The sequence below is a fragment of the Streptomyces sp. NPDC091272 genome, assembly GCF_044757485.1.
GTDB lineage: Bacteria > Actinomycetota > Actinomycetes > Streptomycetales > Streptomycetaceae > Streptomyces.
On record NZ_JBIVVC010000004.1, the window covers coordinates 423,552 to 439,063 of the forward strand.

The following is a 15,512-nucleotide window of genomic DNA, read 5'->3' on the forward strand; positions in this document are numbered from 1 at the left end:
GCGGTGAGTACCCCAGAGCCCTCCACCACCCCCGACTCCCTCCTCGGCCCCGCCGACATCCGGGAGCTGGCCGCCGCACTCGGCGTACGCCCGACCAAGCAGCGCGGCCAGAACTTCGTCATCGACGCCAACACCGTGCGCCGCATCGTGCGCACGGCACAGGTGCGCCCGGACGACGTCGTGGTGGAGGTCGGCCCCGGCCTCGGTTCACTGACGCTCGCCCTGCTCGACACCGCGGACCGGGTCGTCGCCGTCGAGATCGACGACGTGCTGGCCGCGGCGCTGCCCGCCACCGTGCACGCCAGGCTGCCGCACAAGGCCGACCGCTTCGACCTCGTCCACTCCGACGCCATGCTGGTCGAGGAGTTGCCGGCGGCCCCGACCGCGCTGGTCGCCAACCTGCCGTACAACGTGGCGGTCCCCGTGCTCCTGCACATGCTGGAGCACTTCCCGACCATCGAGCGCACCCTCGTCATGGTCCAGGCAGAGGTCGCCGACCGGCTCGCCGCGAAGCCGGGCAACAAGGTGTACGGAGTGCCTTCGGTGAAGGCGAACTGGTACGCGGAGGTCAAGCGCGCCGGGTCCATCGGCCGGAACGTCTTCTGGCCCGCCCCGAACGTCGACTCCGGGCTCGTCTCCCTCGTCCGCAGGACGCACCCCGTCGAGACGAGCGCCACCCGGCAGGAGGTGTTCGCCGTCGTCGACGCGGCCTTCGCCCAGCGCCGCAAGACGCTGCGCGCCGCGCTCTCCGGCTGGGCGGGCTCCGCCCCGGCCGCCGAGGAGGCCCTGGTGAAGGCGGGCATCTCGCCGCAGGCACGTGGCGAGGCCCTGACGGTGGAGGAGTTCGCACGGATCGCGGAGGCCAAGGCGTGAACCAGGCACCCGTCACCGTCCGCGTCCCCGCCAAGGTGAACGTCCAGCTCGCCGTGGGCGGGGTACGCCCCGACGGCTTCCACCCCCTCGCCAACGTCTTCCTCGCCGTCGGTCTCCACGACGAGGTGACGGCCACCCCCGCCGACTCGCTGCGGATCACGTGCACCGGGCCCGGCGCGGACCGGGTCCCGCTGGACGCGACGAACCTGGCGGCCCGCGCCGCGAGCGCCCTCGCGCGACTGCACGGCCTGAGCCCCGACGTCCATCTGCACATCGCCAAGGACATCCCCGTCGCCGGCGGCATGGCGGGCGGCAGCGCGGACGCGGCCGGAGCGCTGCTCGCCTGCGACGTGCTGTGGGCAACCGCCACGCCGCGCGAGCAACTTCTCGACATCTGCGCCGAGCTGGGCAGTGACGTGCCGTTCAGCCTGGTCGGCGGGGCGGCCCTCGGGGTCGGCAGGGGCGAGCAGCTCACCCCGCTGCCCGTCGGGGGGCCCGGGTTCCACTGGGTCTTCGCCGTCGCGGACGGCGGGCTCTCGACGCCGGCCGTGTACGGGGAGTTCGACCGGCTCACGGCAGGCCTGGCGGTCCCGGAGCCCGAGGCCTCCGACGCGCTCCTCGGCGCGCTCCGTACCGGCGACGCGACCGCCCTCGCGGCAGCGCTCACCAACGACCTCCAGGCCGCCGCCCTCTCGCTGCGGCCCTCGCTCGCGGACACCCTGGCGGTGGGCACGAAGGCGGGCGCCCTGGCCGCGCTGGTCTCCGGCTCGGGGCCGACGACGGCGTACCTGGTGCAGGACGCGGAAGCGGCGCAGCGGGTCGCTGACGCGCTGCTCGCCTCGGGTACGTGCGTGGCGGCCCGGCCCGCGGTGTCACCGGCGGCGGGCGCGACGGTCGTCTGAGGCCTCGGACCCCGGACGAGCTGCGCGCCCGCACTCCGCACGAGCTGCGGGCCCGAGGCTCAGGCCGTCAGCTTCGACAGGAACCCGAAGAGGTTGCCGCGGGTGCGCTCGATCTGCTGGTCGAGCGTCAGCGACTCCTCGAACCTGCCGCCGGGCTCCGGCGTCTTCTTCCCGCGCACGTACAGCGAGCACGCCATGTCCGTGCACATGTAGATGCCCACGGAGTTCCCCTGGCGCCCGGCCAGGCCCGCCTTCGGGGCGGTCATCAGCGAGACGCCGTTGCCGGGGTGCGTCGTCAGGCAGACCGCGCACATGCTGCGGTGCAGGAAACCGCGCTGCCGGGACGGGAAGCGGAAGGTCACGCCGAACAGCCGGCCGTCCGCCGGGTCCTCGGTGACCAGATAGCTGCGGTCCGGCGCCGACAGGTCCCGCCAGCCCATGAAGTCCAGGTCGGACCAGGGGCGCTCGGCCAGGTCCCGGGGCATGGGCAGACGCTTGGCCTCGCCCTTGGAACAGTTGATGAACGACGACCTGATGTCGTCCTCGGAGGCTTGCTTCATGACATCGACCGTAAGTCTGCCTAGTACCTTTAGGCAAAAGATTAATTGTCATAGGCGTTCCTCGGGTGGAGACGCCCCTCGCGTCCCCGTGCCCCGACGCCCGCCGTCGTGGTCGGCGGCCCCCGCCGACTACGCTGGGACGTCTGTCCTTCCCCCGCCCCCCTGGTCGCACTGGAGCACCCACTCATGGCCGTCAACCTGGTCAATGTCGAGGCAGTCAGCAAGGTGTACGGCACCCGTGCCCTGCTCGACGGCGTCTCCCTCGGCGTCTCGGAGGGCGACCGGATCGGTGTGGTCGGCCGCAACGGCGACGGCAAGACCACCCTCATCCGGATGCTCGCCCAGCTGGAGGAGGCCGACGGCGGACGCGTCACGCACGTCGGCGGGCTGCGCCTGGGCGTCCTCACCCAGCACGACTCGCTCGACCCGGCGGCCACCGTGCGGCACGAGGTCATCGGCGACATGGCCGACCACGAGTGGGCGGGCAGCGCCAAGATCCGCGACGTGCTCACCGGCCTGTTCGGCGGGCTCGACCTGCCCGGCTTCGGACAGGGCCTGGACACCGTCATCGGCCCGCTGTCCGGCGGTGAGCGCCGCCGTATCGCGCTCGCCAAGCTGCTGATCGCCGACCAGGACCTGATCGTCCTCGACGAGCCCACCAACCACCTCGACGTGGAAGGCATCAGCTGGCTCGCGGGCCACCTGCGGGCGCGCCGCTCGGCGCTCGTCTGCGTGACCCACGACCGCTGGTTCCTCGACCAGGTCTGCACCCGCATGTGGGACGTGCAGCGCGGCGCGGTCCACGAGTACGAGGGCGGCTACTCCGACTACGTCTTCGCGCGGGCCGAGCGGGAGCGCATCGCCGCCACCGAGGAGACCAAGCGGCAGAACCTGATGCGCAAGGAGCTGGCCTGGCTGCGGCGCGGCGCCCCGGCGCGTACCTCCAAGCCGCGGTACCGCATCGAGGCCGCCAACGAACTGATCGCCGACGTGCCGCCGCCGCGCGACACCAGCGAGCTGATGAAGTTCGCCAACGCGCGGCTCGGCAAGACCGTCTTCGACCTGGAGGACGTGACCGTCCAGGCGGGGCCCAAGACGCTGCTGAAGCACCTCACCTGGCAGCTGGGCCCCGGTGACCGGGTGGGCCTGGTCGGCGTGAACGGCGCGGGCAAGACCTCCCTGCTGAAGGCCCTCGCCGAGGCCGCCCGTACGCAGGGCGAGGAGCAGCCCGCCGCCGGGAAGATCGTCGTCGGCAAGACCGTACGGCTGGCCTACCTCTCGCAGGAGGTCGGCGAGCTCGACCCGAACCTGCGGGTGCTCGAAGCGGTGCAGAAGGTCCGCGACCGCGTCGACCTGGGCAAGGGCCGGGAGATGACGGCGGGCCAGCTGTGCGAGCAGTTCGGCTTCACCAAGGAGAAGCAGTGGACCCCGGTCGGGGACCTCTCGGGCGGTGAGCGGCGCAGGCTCCAGATCCTGCGGCTGCTGATGGACGAGCCCAACGTGCTGTTCCTCGACGAGCCCACCAACGACCTCGACATCGAGACGCTGACCCAGCTGGAGGACCTCCTCGACGGCTGGCCGGGGACGATGGTCGTGATCTCGCACGACCGGTTCTTCATCGAGCGGACGACGGACAAGGTGTTCGCGCTGCTCGGCGACCACACGCTGCGCAACCTGCCGCGCGGCCTCGACGAGTACCTGGAGCGGCGCGCGCAGGTCCTCGCCGCCGCCCCGGCGGCCCCGGCCGCACCCGCGAGGTCCGCCGCCGCCAAGCCGGAGAAGTCGTCCGGCGAGTCCCGGGCGGCGAAGAAGGAACTCCAGAAGATCGAGCGGCAGCTCACCAAGCTCTCCGAGCGGGAGACCCAGCTGCACGCGCAGATCACCGAGAACGCCACCGACTTCGCCAAGGTCGCCGACCTCGACGCCGAACTGCGCCGGATCATCGGCGAGCGCGACGAGTTGGAGATGCGCTGGCTGGAGTTGGCCGAGGACGCGTGATCCGTTGCCGCGTCCGACGCCCCGTCAGTCGCGGAGTCGAAGCTCCGTCAGTCCTCTGTCAGTCGTAGAGAACGCGTAGAGGGCTCATAACGAGCGCATCACAGGCCGGTCCTCCCTTGGGAACAGGGGCGGACCGGCCCCTTGTTCGAGGTGACTCCAGTGATAGAAAGAAGCCCCGCTCGACTGACGTAGATCTACGGGACCCAAGCCCGATTCGCTCCTTTCCGGGGGGATTTGACCGCCCGGAATCGCGGGGGAGACCGACCGGGCAGCGGACCACCCGTGTGAAGAGGTAAGTGCTGATGTCTCAGCCGCCCAACCAGCCGCCGCAGGGGGGCTTCGGCGCCCCGCAGGACCCGAACTCCCCACAGGGCGGGGCTCCGCAGGGTCCGCCGCCGGGAGCGCCGCAGCCGCCGCAGGGCCCGCCGCAGATGCCGGCAGGACCGCCGCAGGGCCCGCCGCCCGGCCAGCCGCCGCAGGGCCCGCCGCCCGGACAGCCGGGTTACGGGTTCCCGCAGGGCCCGCCGTCGGGAGCGGACAACCCGTACGCGCAGCCGGCCGCACCCCAGCAGGGCTACGGCTACCCGGGGCAGCCGGGTCAGCAGCCAGGACAGCCCGGACCGTACGCACAGCAGCCGCAGCAGGGTTACGGCTACCCGGGCCAGCCGGGGCAGCCCGGTTACCCGGGCGGGCCCACCCAGCCCATGTACCCCGGCGCCCCGGCCCCCGGCGGCAACGGCGGTGGCCCGCAGGGCAAGCAGAAGCTGCTGCTGATCGTCGGCGCGGCCGTCGCCGCGCTGATCGTGATCGGCGGCGGCATCTACCTGGTCTCGGGCGACAAGAAGGAACCGGTGGCCCAGCCGACCACGAGCACGCAGCCGACCGCCCCCGTCGAAGGTGACGGCAAGGGTGACGGCGGAGCGTCGGACGCCCCGGGCCGCGACGCCGGCACGGACTTCAACTCCGCCCGCCAGCCGGGCGACGCCAAGGTCCTGTGGCACCACGAGAACGCGGTCGACCTGCCCAAGGCGGGCGGCAAGGTGATGCCTTCGGTCTTCGTCGGCGACACCGTGATCCAGGCGTACTACAAGGCCATGACGGCCTACGGCGCGGCCGACGGCAAGCAGCGCTGGGAGCTCAAGTTCCAGACCGAGATCTGCGCCGCGCCCCGTCAGGCCGGAGCGGGCGGCGTCACCGTCGTCGCGCTCAAGAACAACAACACCGAGAAGGCCGAGTGCAACCAGCTCCAGCAGGTCAACCTTCAGACGGGTAAGACGGGTTGGCGCAAGGAGGTTGCGAAGAGCGGCCTCTTCGACCTCGGCGGCGTCGACGAGATGACCATCACGGGCAACACCGTCACCACCAGCGCCCGGTTCGGCAACACCAAGGCCTACAAGGTCAGTGACGGGGCCAAGGCGTTCGGCGGCGAGCGCGTCGGCAACTGCAGCCTGTCCGCCTTCGCCTCCAACGGCGTCAAGCTGCTCGGCGTCGACAGCTGCACCGGCAGCGGCTCCAACAGCAAGACCACCTACCAGCTCCGTGAACTCGACCCCGCCACCGGCAAGGGCAGGTGGACCTGGAGGGCCGAGGCGGGCTGGGAGATCAAGAACGTCTTCTCCGTCAACCCGCTGGTCGTCTACCTGGAGAACCGCGACAAGAAGGCGGGCAACGTCTCGTTCTTCAAGGCGAACGGGCAGCGCAGCGCCGAGATGACCGGTGAGTTGCCGGCGGCCAAGTGCGGCATGTTCAACAACAGCCTCCAGGGCTGCCAGGGCGTCGCGGCCGACGCCAACACGCTGTACGTGCCCAGTGAGGCGAAGTCGGGCCCGGACATGTCGGGCCGCACCAACGAGGTCCGCGCGTACGACGCGGTCACCGGCAAGCTCAAGTGGTCCTCGAAGGAGGAGGGCCGCGAACTGCTCCCGGTCAAGGCCGAGGGCGGCTTCGTCTTCGCGTACACCGAGCCGTCGTACGACAAGCCCGGCGGCCTCGTGAAGATCCCCGCCGGCGGCGGCAACCCGGCGCCCGTCCTCAAGCACCCGTCGTCGGTGAACGACGTCGAGAACGGCATCTTCTCCAAGCTCCTCTCCTACGAGGACGGCCGGCTCTTCCTCGCCCCCGACCGCGTCTCGGGCAAGGACGACGAGAAGCCGCAGACCCTGCTGGCGTTCGGCAACTGAGCAGTACGGGGCGGGAGTCCGGCCGGTCCGGCCGCTCCCGCCCCGTGCACCTGCGCCCCGCCCGCGCCACACGGCGCCCCCACCACGCCTGCCGTACCGCTTCTCCTGTCACCTCCCGACGTCCCCAGAGGTAGAACCACCATGACGCAGCCGCCCAACGAGCCCCCGAAGAACGGGGAAGGGGCCCCGCCCCCCTCGCCGTTCAGCAAGACCCCCGAGCCGGGAGCGCACGCCGACCCGCAGTCCCCTCCGCCGAGCGGCGCAGGCGGCTTCGGCGCCCCCCAGCAGCCGCCGGCCGGCGGCTTCGGCGCCCCGACCCCGCCCCCGCCCGGCGGCCAGCCGGGCCAGCCGGGACAGCCGGGTCCGTACGGTCAGCCGCAGGGGCAGCCGGGCTACGGCTACCCACAGGCACCGGGGCAGCCGCCGCAGGCTCCCGGACAGCCTCCGCAGACGCCCCCGCCCGGCCAGGCACCCCCGGCCGGTTACGGCTACCCGGGGCAGCCGGGCCAGCAGCCCGGCCAGCAGCCCCCTTCGGGCTACGGCTTCCCGGGTCAGCCCGGTCAGCCCGGGTACGGTCAGCCGCAGACCGGCGGCCCCAACACCCCGTACGGCATGTACCCGCCCCAGCCGCCCGCCCCGCAGCAGCCCGGCGGCAGCGGCGGTGGCGGTCTGACCACCCAGCTGAAGATCATCATCGCGGCGGTCCTCGCCGTGGTCCTGATCGTCGGCGCCGGAGTGGTCTACAAGGCGACCAGCGGCGACGAGCCCACGGACGTCGCGGGCAGTTCCTCCGGCGGCGGCGGCGACGCCAAGGGTGACGAGAAGGCCGGCCCCCCGGCCCCGGACGGCGCGGGCAAGGAGAAGGTGCCCGGCAACGTCACCGCCAAGGTCAAGTTCCAGGTCCCGGTCCCGGTGGTCAAGGAACTCACCGACGTCAAGGGCTCCTGGGCGACCGACAAGGTGTACGCCAAGGCCGGCGTCAAGAAGATCACCGGCTACGACCCGGAGAAGGGCACCGAGCTCTGGACGCTCCCGCTGGCCGGTGAGGTCTGCGGCGAGTCGCGCCACCTCAGCAAGGACGGCAACAAGGCCGCGTTCCTCTTCGAGGGTCCCCTTGAGGCGGGCCGCAAGGTCGCCCAGTGCAGCCAGGTCGGCCTGTTCGACCTCACCAGCGGCAAGCTGCTGTGGCAGCACCACTTCAAGGACGCCGACCGGGTCGCCAGCCTCGACCAGGTGACCATCTCCGGCGACACCGTCGCGGCGGCCGGCACCGGGGGAGCGGGCGCGGTCGACATCACCGGCAAGGAGCTGTGGAGCCCCAAGCCCACCGCCGACAACTGCGAGGACAAGGGCTACGGCGGTGGCCCCGCCCTGGTCGCGATCCGCATGTGCGGCAGCTACGACGACCCGCAACTGCTGGTCCAGCCGCTGAACCCGGCCAACGGGGCGCCGCTCTCCACCTACAAGCTGCCGAAGGGCGCGGACACCGCCTCGGTCCTGTCCACCAAGCCGCTGCTCGTCGGCGCCGAGGTCAACGACTCCGCCGGCGGCACCGCCGGCATCTCGCACCTGTTCTCCATCGACGGCGCGACGGGCAAGCTGCTCGCCCAGATGCCGGTCGACGGCGAGAAGTACGACCTGCACTGCCCGCGCACCGAGACCGAGGCCTGCACCAAGGTCGCCGTCGGCAACGGCAAGGTCTATCTGCCGACCGTCCAGCACCAGGGCAAGGCCGAGACCGGCCGCACCAACGAGATCGTCTCCTGGGATTTGAAGACCGGCAAGCCCACCTCCGACAAGATCGACGCGGGTGAGCGGTACTCGATGGTCCCGCTGCGGATGGACGGCGGAAACCTGCTCGTCTACAAGTTCCCCCCGTACGACAAGGGCGGCCAGGTCGCCAGCATCGACGGCGGCTCGCTCAAGCAGACGCTGCTGCTCGACAACCCGGCCGACCGGGCGGTCCGCGACGCCGAGTCCAGCCTCACCATCAACTTCGAGAACGCGCGGTACGCAGGCGGGCGGCTGTTCCTCTCGAACGACCTGCTGAGCGAGAGCAACACCAGCCAGAAGTACCTGGCGATGGTCTTCGGCCCCTGACGGGAGCCCGCCACCGCCCAGGGGCGCCCCCGACCACCGGTCGGGGGCGCCCCCTTTTCAGCTCGCGCCCCCGCCCGCACCCTGAACCGAGGCATTTGGCAACTTCGAGTGGCTTCTCACGGGTAAGGGGCGCGCTACGTCGAACAAGCGTGTAGCTTGCCGGGTCAGAAGGCCGGGGGGCCTGCTCCTGGGGGAATGTGGGGGGTACTTCGATGGGCGTGCGGCTCATGGTGGTCGACGACCACCGCCTGCTCGCCGAGGCACTCGCCTCGGCGCTCAAACTCCGCGGGCACCGGGTGCTCGCCGCCGCCGCGCCCACCGCGGGTGCGGCCGAGCTGGTGGTCAGCCGGGCGCCCGAGGTCTGTCTGTTCGGCACCGCGACCCCCGCAGCGGCGGGCACCTTCGACCCGATCGTACGGATCAAACGCGAGCGTCCCCAGGTGGCGGTCGTCGTCCTGGGCCCCGTCCCCAGCCCCCGCGGCATCGCCGCCGCCTTCGCCGCGGGAGCGGCCGGATACGTCAGGCACGACGAGCGCATAGAGGGCGTGGAGCGGGCCATGGTGAAGGCCCGCGCGGGAGAGGCGGCGGTGGCGCCGCTGCTCCTCCAGGGTGCGTTCGCCGAACTCCTCAACCCCGCCGCCCAGCCCGACGACGAGGGCCAGCGGCTGCTGCACATGCTCACCCCGCGCGAGGTCGAGGTCCTGGTCAGGGTCGCGGACGGCGAGGACACCCGGCTCATCGCGGCCGGCATGGGCATCGCCCCCAGCACCGCGCGCACCCATGTCCAGCGGGTCCTGATGAAGCTGGGCGTCGGCTCCCGCCTGGAGGCGGCCGCCCTCGCGGCCCGCACGGGACTCCTCGACCGGGCGACGGTCACCCAGCAGCAGGAGCAGTAGCGACGCCCCGCCCCACCCCGGCCTCTCGTACCGCGGCGCGGCCTTTCCCGCCCCCGGTCTCTCGCCGCGCAGCCCGGTATCCCCCCACACCGGCGCGGCCTTCCCCCACCCCGGCCTCCTTCACCTTGCCCCGCCCAACTCGCCCCCGTGGCATTGACGGCACTGTGGGTCTGTGGTTTGTTGTGTTCGATTCTGTCGGTGTGTGTGCGTACGTGAGGTGACAGTGAAGAAGACATCGACCCGTCTCGCCGACGGTCGTGAGCTCCTCTACTACGACGAGGCCGACGACCGTGTCCGCGACGCCGTGGACCGGCGGCCGCTCACCCCGGTCGCCACCGCCTCCGAGATCCGCCGGGACGTGCTGCTCGGCGACTCGGTGGCGATCGCCTCGCACCGCCAGGAGCGCACCTACCTGCCGCCCGCCGACGCCTGCCCGCTCTGCCCGTCCCGCGAGGGCCACGAGAGCGAGATCCCGGCCGCCGACTACGACGTGGCCGTCTTCGAGAACCGGTTCCCCTCCCTCGCCGGGGACTCGGGCCGCTGCGAGGTGGTCTGCTTCACCTCCGACCACGACTCCTCGTTCGCCGACCTCACCGAGGAGCAGGCCGCCCTGGTCCTCGCAGCATGGACCGACCGCACTGCGGAAATGGGCCAACTCGCCGCCGTGGAGCAGGTTTTCTGCTTCGAGAACCGCGGCGCCGAGATCGGCGTCACCCTCGGGCACCCGCACGGCCAGATCTACGGCTACCCCTACGTCACCCCCCGCACCGACCTGATGCTCCGCTCCCTGAAGGCGCACGCGGACCGCACCCAGGGCGCCTCGAACCTCTTCGACGAGGTCGTCGCGCGGGAACGGGCCGAGGGCACCCGGATCGTCCTTGAGGGTGAACACTGGACGGCATTCGTCCCCTACGCCGCCCACTGGCCCTACGAGGTGCATCTCCACCCCACCCGCCGGGTGCCCGACCTGCTCGCCCTCGACGACGCGGCACGCGCCGAATTTCCTTCCGTCTACCTGGAGTTGCTGCGCCGGTTCGACCGGATCTTCGGTCCCGACCAGCCCCCCACCCCGTACATCTCGGCCTGGCACCAGGCGCCTTTCCGGCACCCGCTGCGCGAGGAGTTCGCGCTCCACCTGGAGCTGTTCAGCATCCGCCGTACGTCCGGCAAGCTGAAGGTCCTCGCGGGCTCCGAGTCCGGCATGGGCGCGTTCGTCAACGACGTGTCGCCGGAGGCCGCGGCCACCCGACTGCGAGAGGTAGCGAGCGACAAGTGAAGTACATGGTTACGGGCGGCGCGGGATACGTCGGCAGCGTCGTCACGGCGCACCTCCTGCAGGCCGGACACGAGGTGAGCGTCCTCGACGACCTCTCCACCGGATTCCGGGAGGGCGTCCCTGCGGGCGCCGCCTTCATCGAGGGCCGCATCCAGGACGCGGCCGCCCATCTGGACCCCAGCTTCGACGGCGTACTGCACTTCGCCGCGTCCTCGCAGGTCGGCGAGTCCGTCGTCGACCCCGAGAAGTACTGGCGCAACAACGTCGGCGGCACCATGGACCTGCTCGCCGCGATGCGTGACGCGGGCGTGCGCCGGCTCGTCTTCTCCTCCACGGCCGCGACGTACGGCGAACCCACCGCCACCCCCGTCACCGAGGACCTTCCCACCGCGCCCACCAGCCCGTACGGCGCCTCCAAGCTCGCCGTCGACCACATGATCACCGGCGAGGCCACCGCGCACGGTCTGGCCGCGGTCTCCCTGCGGTACTTCAACGTGGCTGGTGCGTACGGCAGTTGGGGCGAGCGGCACGACCCCGAGTCCCACCTCATCCCGCTCGTCCTCCAGGTCGCCCAGGGCCGCCGCGAGTCGATCTCCGTGTACGGCGACGACTACCCGACCCCCGACGGCACCTGCGTCCGGGACTACCTGCACGTCGCCGACCTCGCCGAGGCCCACCTCCTGGCGCTCGCCGCCGCCGAGCCCGGCACCCACCGCATCTGCAACCTGGGCAACGGCAACGGCTTCTCCGTCCGCGAGGTGATCGAAGCCGTCCGCAAGGTCACCGGCCACCCGGTCCCCGAGGTCGTCTCCGCCCGCCGCGGCGGCGACCCCGCCGTCCTGGTCGCCTCGGCCGACCGGGCCCGCGCCGAGCTGGGCTGGACCCCCACGCGCACGGACCTGGCCGACATCATCGGCGACGCGTGGCGCTTCGCCCAGGACGCGGGGGAGTAGCGGGATGGAAACCCAGCAGGTGACAGCCGAGTTCCGGGCGCTGTACGGCACGGAGCCCGAAGGGGTGTGGGCCGCTCCCGGCCGGGTCAACCTCATCGGCGAGTACACCGACTTCAACGACGGCTTCGTGATGCCGCTCGCCCTGCCGCACACCGCACAGGTCGCGGTGGCCCGCCGCACCGACGGCGTGCTGCGGCTGCACTCCGGCGACAGCGAGGACGGCGTCACCCAGATCCGCGTCGATGACCTCGTGCCCCTCGCCGTCACCGACAGCTGGTGGATCTACCTCGCCGGCGTCGTCTGGGCGCTGCGCGAGGCCGGGCACGAGGCGGTGGCGGGCGGCGCCGACGTGCATCTGCGCTCCACGGTCCCGACCGGAGCAGGCCTCTCCTCCTCCGCCGCCCTGGAGGTCTCCCTCGGCCTCGCCCTCACCGAGCTCCACGGACTCCCGCTCACCCGGCCGCAGTTGGCCCTCATCTGCCAGCGGGCCGAGAACGCCTTCGTCGGCGTGCCCTGCGGCATCATGGACCAGACGGCGTCCGCCTGCTGCGAGGCCGGGCACGCGCTCCACCTCGACACCCGCGACCTCACCCGCCGCCAGGTCCCCTTCGACCTGGCCGCCCAGGGGCTCGCCCTGCTGGTCGTCGACACCCGGGTCAAGCACGCACTCGGCGACGGGGCGTACGCGGAACGCCGCGCGGGCTGCGAGGAGGGCGCACGCCTCCTCGGGGTCACGCATCTGCGCGACGTGCCGTACGAGGAACTGGACGACGCGCTCGCCAAGCTGGCGGACGAGCGGATCCGCCGCTACGTGCGGCACATCCTCACCGACAACCACCGCGTGGTCCAGGTGATCGGCCACCTGGACGCCGGCGACACCCGCGCGATCGGCCCCGTACTCACCCAGGGGCACGCCTCCCTCCGGGACGACCTGCGGATCTCCTGCCCGGAGCTGGACCTGGCCGTCGAGACGGCGAACGCGGCAGGTGCCTACGGCGCCCGGATGACCGGCGGCGGCTTCGGCGGCTCCGCGGTCGTCCTCGCCGAGGAGTCGGCGGTGGCTGACCTGACGCGGGCGATCGAGGCGGCGTTCGAGGCGGCGGGCCACCGCAGCCCGCGCGTCTTCCCGGTCACCCCCGCGGCCGGAGCGCGCCAACTGGTCTGAAACGGAAGGGATCGACGACAGGAACTGTCCCGTGCCTCTCTCCTTCCGTCACAACACGACACAGGAAGCACACGTCGGCCCCCGAGGCCAAACAGTTCTGCAAATACCCTTCCGAACACCGCCCCCGCCCGTACTCTGAGGCTTGAGCACCGGTGGGGGCCGGTGCTGATCAGGGGGCGAGACAGTCGGACACGGCGCCCGGGGCCGGAACACCGCACGGTTGGCATCGATCGGCACACGGCGGCGGCCGTGCGCACCGACGGTTCCGCCCGGCCCCGGGAGCCGTGTCCGCGCAGGTCCGCCCTCCGACCCATGGGGGTGTCTGAGGCAGTGGTTCGTATCCGGGTCCTGGTGGTCGACGACCACCGAATCTTCGCCGAGTCGCTCGCCGCCGCCCTCGCGGCGGAACCGGACGTCGACGTGGCGGCCGCGGGCAGCGGCCCCGCCGCGCTGCGCTGTCTGGAACGAGGAGCGGCGGAAGGCCGCAAGTTCGACGTGATGCTCATCGACGCCGACCTCGGCACCGCGCTCGCACCGGGCGGCGCAGCCCCGCACGCGGTGGCGGTCGCCGTACCCGACAACGGCGCCGAACAGGACGGCCTGGTCGACGGGATCTCCCTGGTCGCAGGGGTACGCACCGGACAGCCCGCCGTCCGCACGGTGGTGCTCGCCGAGAAGGACGACCCGCGCAGGGCCGCCCTCGCGCTCCAGGCCGGAGCCTCAGGCTGGGTCGCCAAGGACTGCTCACTGCAACGTCTCCTGGCGGTCATCCGAGGGGTCCTGCGCGACGAGACCCATCTGCCGCCCGCGCTGCTCACCGGCGTCCTGAGGGAGCTGACCGCGGCCCGCAAGCACCGCACCGAGAGCGAGCGCCTGGTGGAGTCACTGACCCCGCGCGAACGCGAGGTGCTGCGCTGCATGGTCGCCGGCCTCGGCCGCAAGGCCGTCGCCGAACGCCTCTTCCTCTCCCCGCACACGGTCCGCACCCACATGCAGAACGTGCTGGGCAAGCTCGGCGTCCACTCCACCCTCGCCGCCGTCGCCCTCGCCCGCAGGGCGGGAGTGGGACCCGCCGACCTAACCGCCGGGGACGTTGTCGAACGGGGCGGTCAGCTGGCGTAGCAGCCCGGCCAGTTCGCCGCGCTGCGCCCGCGACAGTTCGCCGAGGATCGCCCGCTCCTGCTCCAGCAGGCCCGCGAGCGCCTGGTCCGCCCGGTCGCGTCCCTCGTCGGTGAGCCGCACCAGCACCCCGCGCCGGTCACTGGGGTCCGGCAGCCGCTCCACGAGGCCCTTCTTGGCGAGCCTGTCGATGCGGTTGGTCATCGTGCCGGACGTCACGAGGGTCTGCGTCAGCAACTGCCCAGGCGACAGCTGGTACGGGTCGCCGGCCCGCCGCAGCGAGGTAAGCACGTCGAACTCCCACGGCTCCAGGGAGTGCTCGGAGAACGCGAGGCGGCGCGCGCGGTCGAGATGGCGCGCGAGCCTGGACACCCGACTGAGCACCTCAAGGGGCTCCACGTCGAGGTCGGGGCGCTCTCGGCGCCATGCTGCGACCAGTCGGTCGACCTCGTCCTCCATGGCGATCAGTGTAGGGGGTCTGTCGACATGAAGTCTCTTCAGGTCAAGTCTCTTGACGTCGAGATACATTTTCGGGGAGTCTCGATCCATGACGAACCCTCCCACCCCCACCCCCGGCCCCCGCCCCCGGCCCGCAGCCGCCCCCGCCCCCGCCCCGCGCTGGGACCCCTCCCAGTACCTGCGCCACGAGGCACACCGGACCCGCCCCTTCCTGGACCTGCTGGCCCGCGTGAACCCGCCCGCGCAGCCCTCCCGCATCGCCGACCTCGGCTGCGGCGCCGGCAACGCCACCGCCCTCCTGGCGGACCGCTGGCCCACCGCCCGCACCACCGGCTACGACAACTCCCGCGAAATGCTCGCGACGGCCGCGCGGTACGCCACACCCCACCTGGACTTCGCGTACGCCGACGCCGCCACCTGGGCCCCCGCCCCCGCCTCGTACGACCTGATCGTCTCCAACGCGCTCCTGCAGTGGATCCCGGACCACACCGCGCTGTTCGAGGGCTGGCTGGACGCCCTCACCGCCGGCGGGACGTTCGCCTTCCAGGTCCCGGGCAACTTCGCCGCCCCCAGCCACACGATCCTCACGGACCTGCGCAACTCGACGCGGTGGCGGAACCGGCTGGCAGGCGTGGGCGACCGGGCCGGAGCGGTGGAAGACCCCGGAACGTACCTCTCCCTCCTCACCTCCCTCGGGTGCGAGACGGACGTCTGGGAGACGACGTACCTGCAACTGCTCCCCGGTACGGACCCCGTCCTCGACTGGGTCAAGGGCACCGCGCTGCGCCCGGTCCTGACCGCCCTCGCCGACGACGAGGAAGCGAGCGGACTCTTCACCACGGAGTACGCGGCCCTGCTCCGCAAGGCCTACCCCCCGACACCCGCCGGAACGGTCTTCCCCTTCCGCCGCGTCTTCGCACTGGCCACCCGCCCCTGACCGGGCCCCTCGGAAACGGGCGCCCCGGCAGCGATGTCACGTTCCGGGGGTTCCCCCCGTCGTACCGGCGACCGCGCACCACGACGGAGGCCAC

13 protein-coding genes are annotated in these 15,512 nt (G+C 72.1%); 11 read left to right on the forward strand and 2 right to left on the reverse strand.

Translation table 11 applies throughout. From position 1 onward, the window contains the following. Positions 1–3: 3 nt before the first annotated feature. On the forward strand, positions 4–873 hold the full coding sequence (gene rsmA, locus ACIQM4_RS15015; RefSeq protein WP_401591124.1) for a 16S rRNA (adenine(1518)-N(6)/adenine(1519)-N(6))-dimethyltransferase RsmA: 870 nt from the start codon (positions 4–6) through the stop codon (positions 871–873). Then, the gene (locus ACIQM4_RS15020; protein WP_401591126.1) at positions 870–1,775 is read left to right on the forward strand and encodes a 4-(cytidine 5'-diphospho)-2-C-methyl-D-erythritol kinase; all 906 of its coding nucleotides are present in this window, start codon (positions 870–872) and stop codon (positions 1,773–1,775) included. Before rsmA ends, ACIQM4_RS15020 begins: the two co-directional genes overlap by 4 nt. A gap of 59 nt (positions 1,776–1,834) precedes the next feature. Here ACIQM4_RS15020 and ACIQM4_RS15025 read toward each other — a convergent pair whose 3' ends face one another. Then, positions 1,835–2,335 carry an FBP domain-containing protein gene (locus tag ACIQM4_RS15025; RefSeq protein WP_401591128.1) on the reverse strand — a complete coding sequence of 167 codons (501 nt, stop codon included), beginning with the start codon at positions 2,333–2,335 and terminating at the stop codon, positions 1,835–1,837. A 186-nt stretch (positions 2,336–2,521) separates the two neighbouring features. Between ACIQM4_RS15025 and ACIQM4_RS15030 the strand changes: the two genes are divergently transcribed. From ACIQM4_RS15030 to ACIQM4_RS15065, 8 genes are all read left to right on the forward strand, one after another. Beyond that, positions 2,522–4,333 carry an ABC-F family ATP-binding cassette domain-containing protein gene (locus tag ACIQM4_RS15030; protein WP_401591130.1) on the forward strand — a complete coding sequence of 604 codons (1,812 nt, stop codon included), beginning with the start codon at positions 2,522–2,524 and terminating at the stop codon, positions 4,331–4,333. Positions 4,334–4,635: 302 nt separating this feature from the next. Then, the gene (locus tag ACIQM4_RS15035) at positions 4,636–6,513 is read left to right on the forward strand and encodes a PQQ-binding-like beta-propeller repeat protein (RefSeq protein ID WP_401591133.1); all 1,878 of its coding nucleotides are present in this window, start codon (positions 4,636–4,638) and stop codon (positions 6,511–6,513) included. 141 nt (positions 6,514–6,654) lie between these two features. Continuing rightward, complete coding sequence (locus ACIQM4_RS15040) at positions 6,655–8,613, forward strand: PQQ-binding-like beta-propeller repeat protein (protein ID WP_401591135.1); 1,959 nt, start codon at positions 6,655–6,657, stop codon at positions 8,611–8,613. Between the two features lie 212 nt (positions 8,614–8,825). Beyond that, the gene (locus tag ACIQM4_RS15045) at positions 8,826–9,509 is read left to right on the forward strand and encodes a LuxR C-terminal-related transcriptional regulator (protein WP_401591138.1); all 684 of its coding nucleotides are present in this window, start codon (positions 8,826–8,828) and stop codon (positions 9,507–9,509) included. 223 nt (positions 9,510–9,732) lie between these two features. Next, entirely contained in the window at positions 9,733–10,785 is a 1,053-nt protein-coding gene (galT, locus tag ACIQM4_RS15050; RefSeq protein ID WP_401591141.1) for a galactose-1-phosphate uridylyltransferase, read from the forward strand. Positions 10,786–10,790: 5 nt separating this feature from the next. Then, the gene (gene galE, locus ACIQM4_RS15055) at positions 10,791–11,738 is read left to right on the forward strand and encodes a UDP-glucose 4-epimerase GalE (RefSeq protein ID WP_401591435.1); all 948 of its coding nucleotides are present in this window, start codon (positions 10,791–10,793) and stop codon (positions 11,736–11,738) included. 4 nt (positions 11,739–11,742) lie between these two features. Continuing rightward, complete coding sequence (gene galK, locus ACIQM4_RS15060) at positions 11,743–12,903, forward strand: galactokinase (RefSeq protein ID WP_401591143.1); 1,161 nt, start codon at positions 11,743–11,745, stop codon at positions 12,901–12,903. A gap of 330 nt (positions 12,904–13,233) precedes the next feature. Next, the gene (locus ACIQM4_RS15065) at positions 13,234–14,025 is read left to right on the forward strand and encodes a LuxR C-terminal-related transcriptional regulator (protein ID WP_401591437.1); all 792 of its coding nucleotides are present in this window, start codon (positions 13,234–13,236) and stop codon (positions 14,023–14,025) included. On the opposite strand, the gene tamR is transcribed toward ACIQM4_RS15065, so the two are convergent. Beyond that, the gene (tamR, locus tag ACIQM4_RS15070) at positions 13,981–14,481 is read right to left on the reverse strand and encodes a MarR family transcriptional regulator TamR (protein WP_401591145.1); all 501 of its coding nucleotides are present in this window, start codon (positions 14,479–14,481) and stop codon (positions 13,981–13,983) included. The two genes, ACIQM4_RS15065 and tamR, sit on opposite strands and share 45 nt — an antisense overlap. Positions 14,482–14,569: 88 nt before the next feature. On the opposite strand from tamR, the gene ACIQM4_RS15075 reads away from it, so the two are divergent. Then, positions 14,570–15,418, forward strand: coding sequence for a trans-aconitate 2-methyltransferase (locus ACIQM4_RS15075; RefSeq protein ID WP_401591148.1), 849 nt, complete (start codon positions 14,570–14,572; stop codon positions 15,416–15,418). The last annotated feature ends 94 nt before the right edge of the window (positions 15,419–15,512 follow it).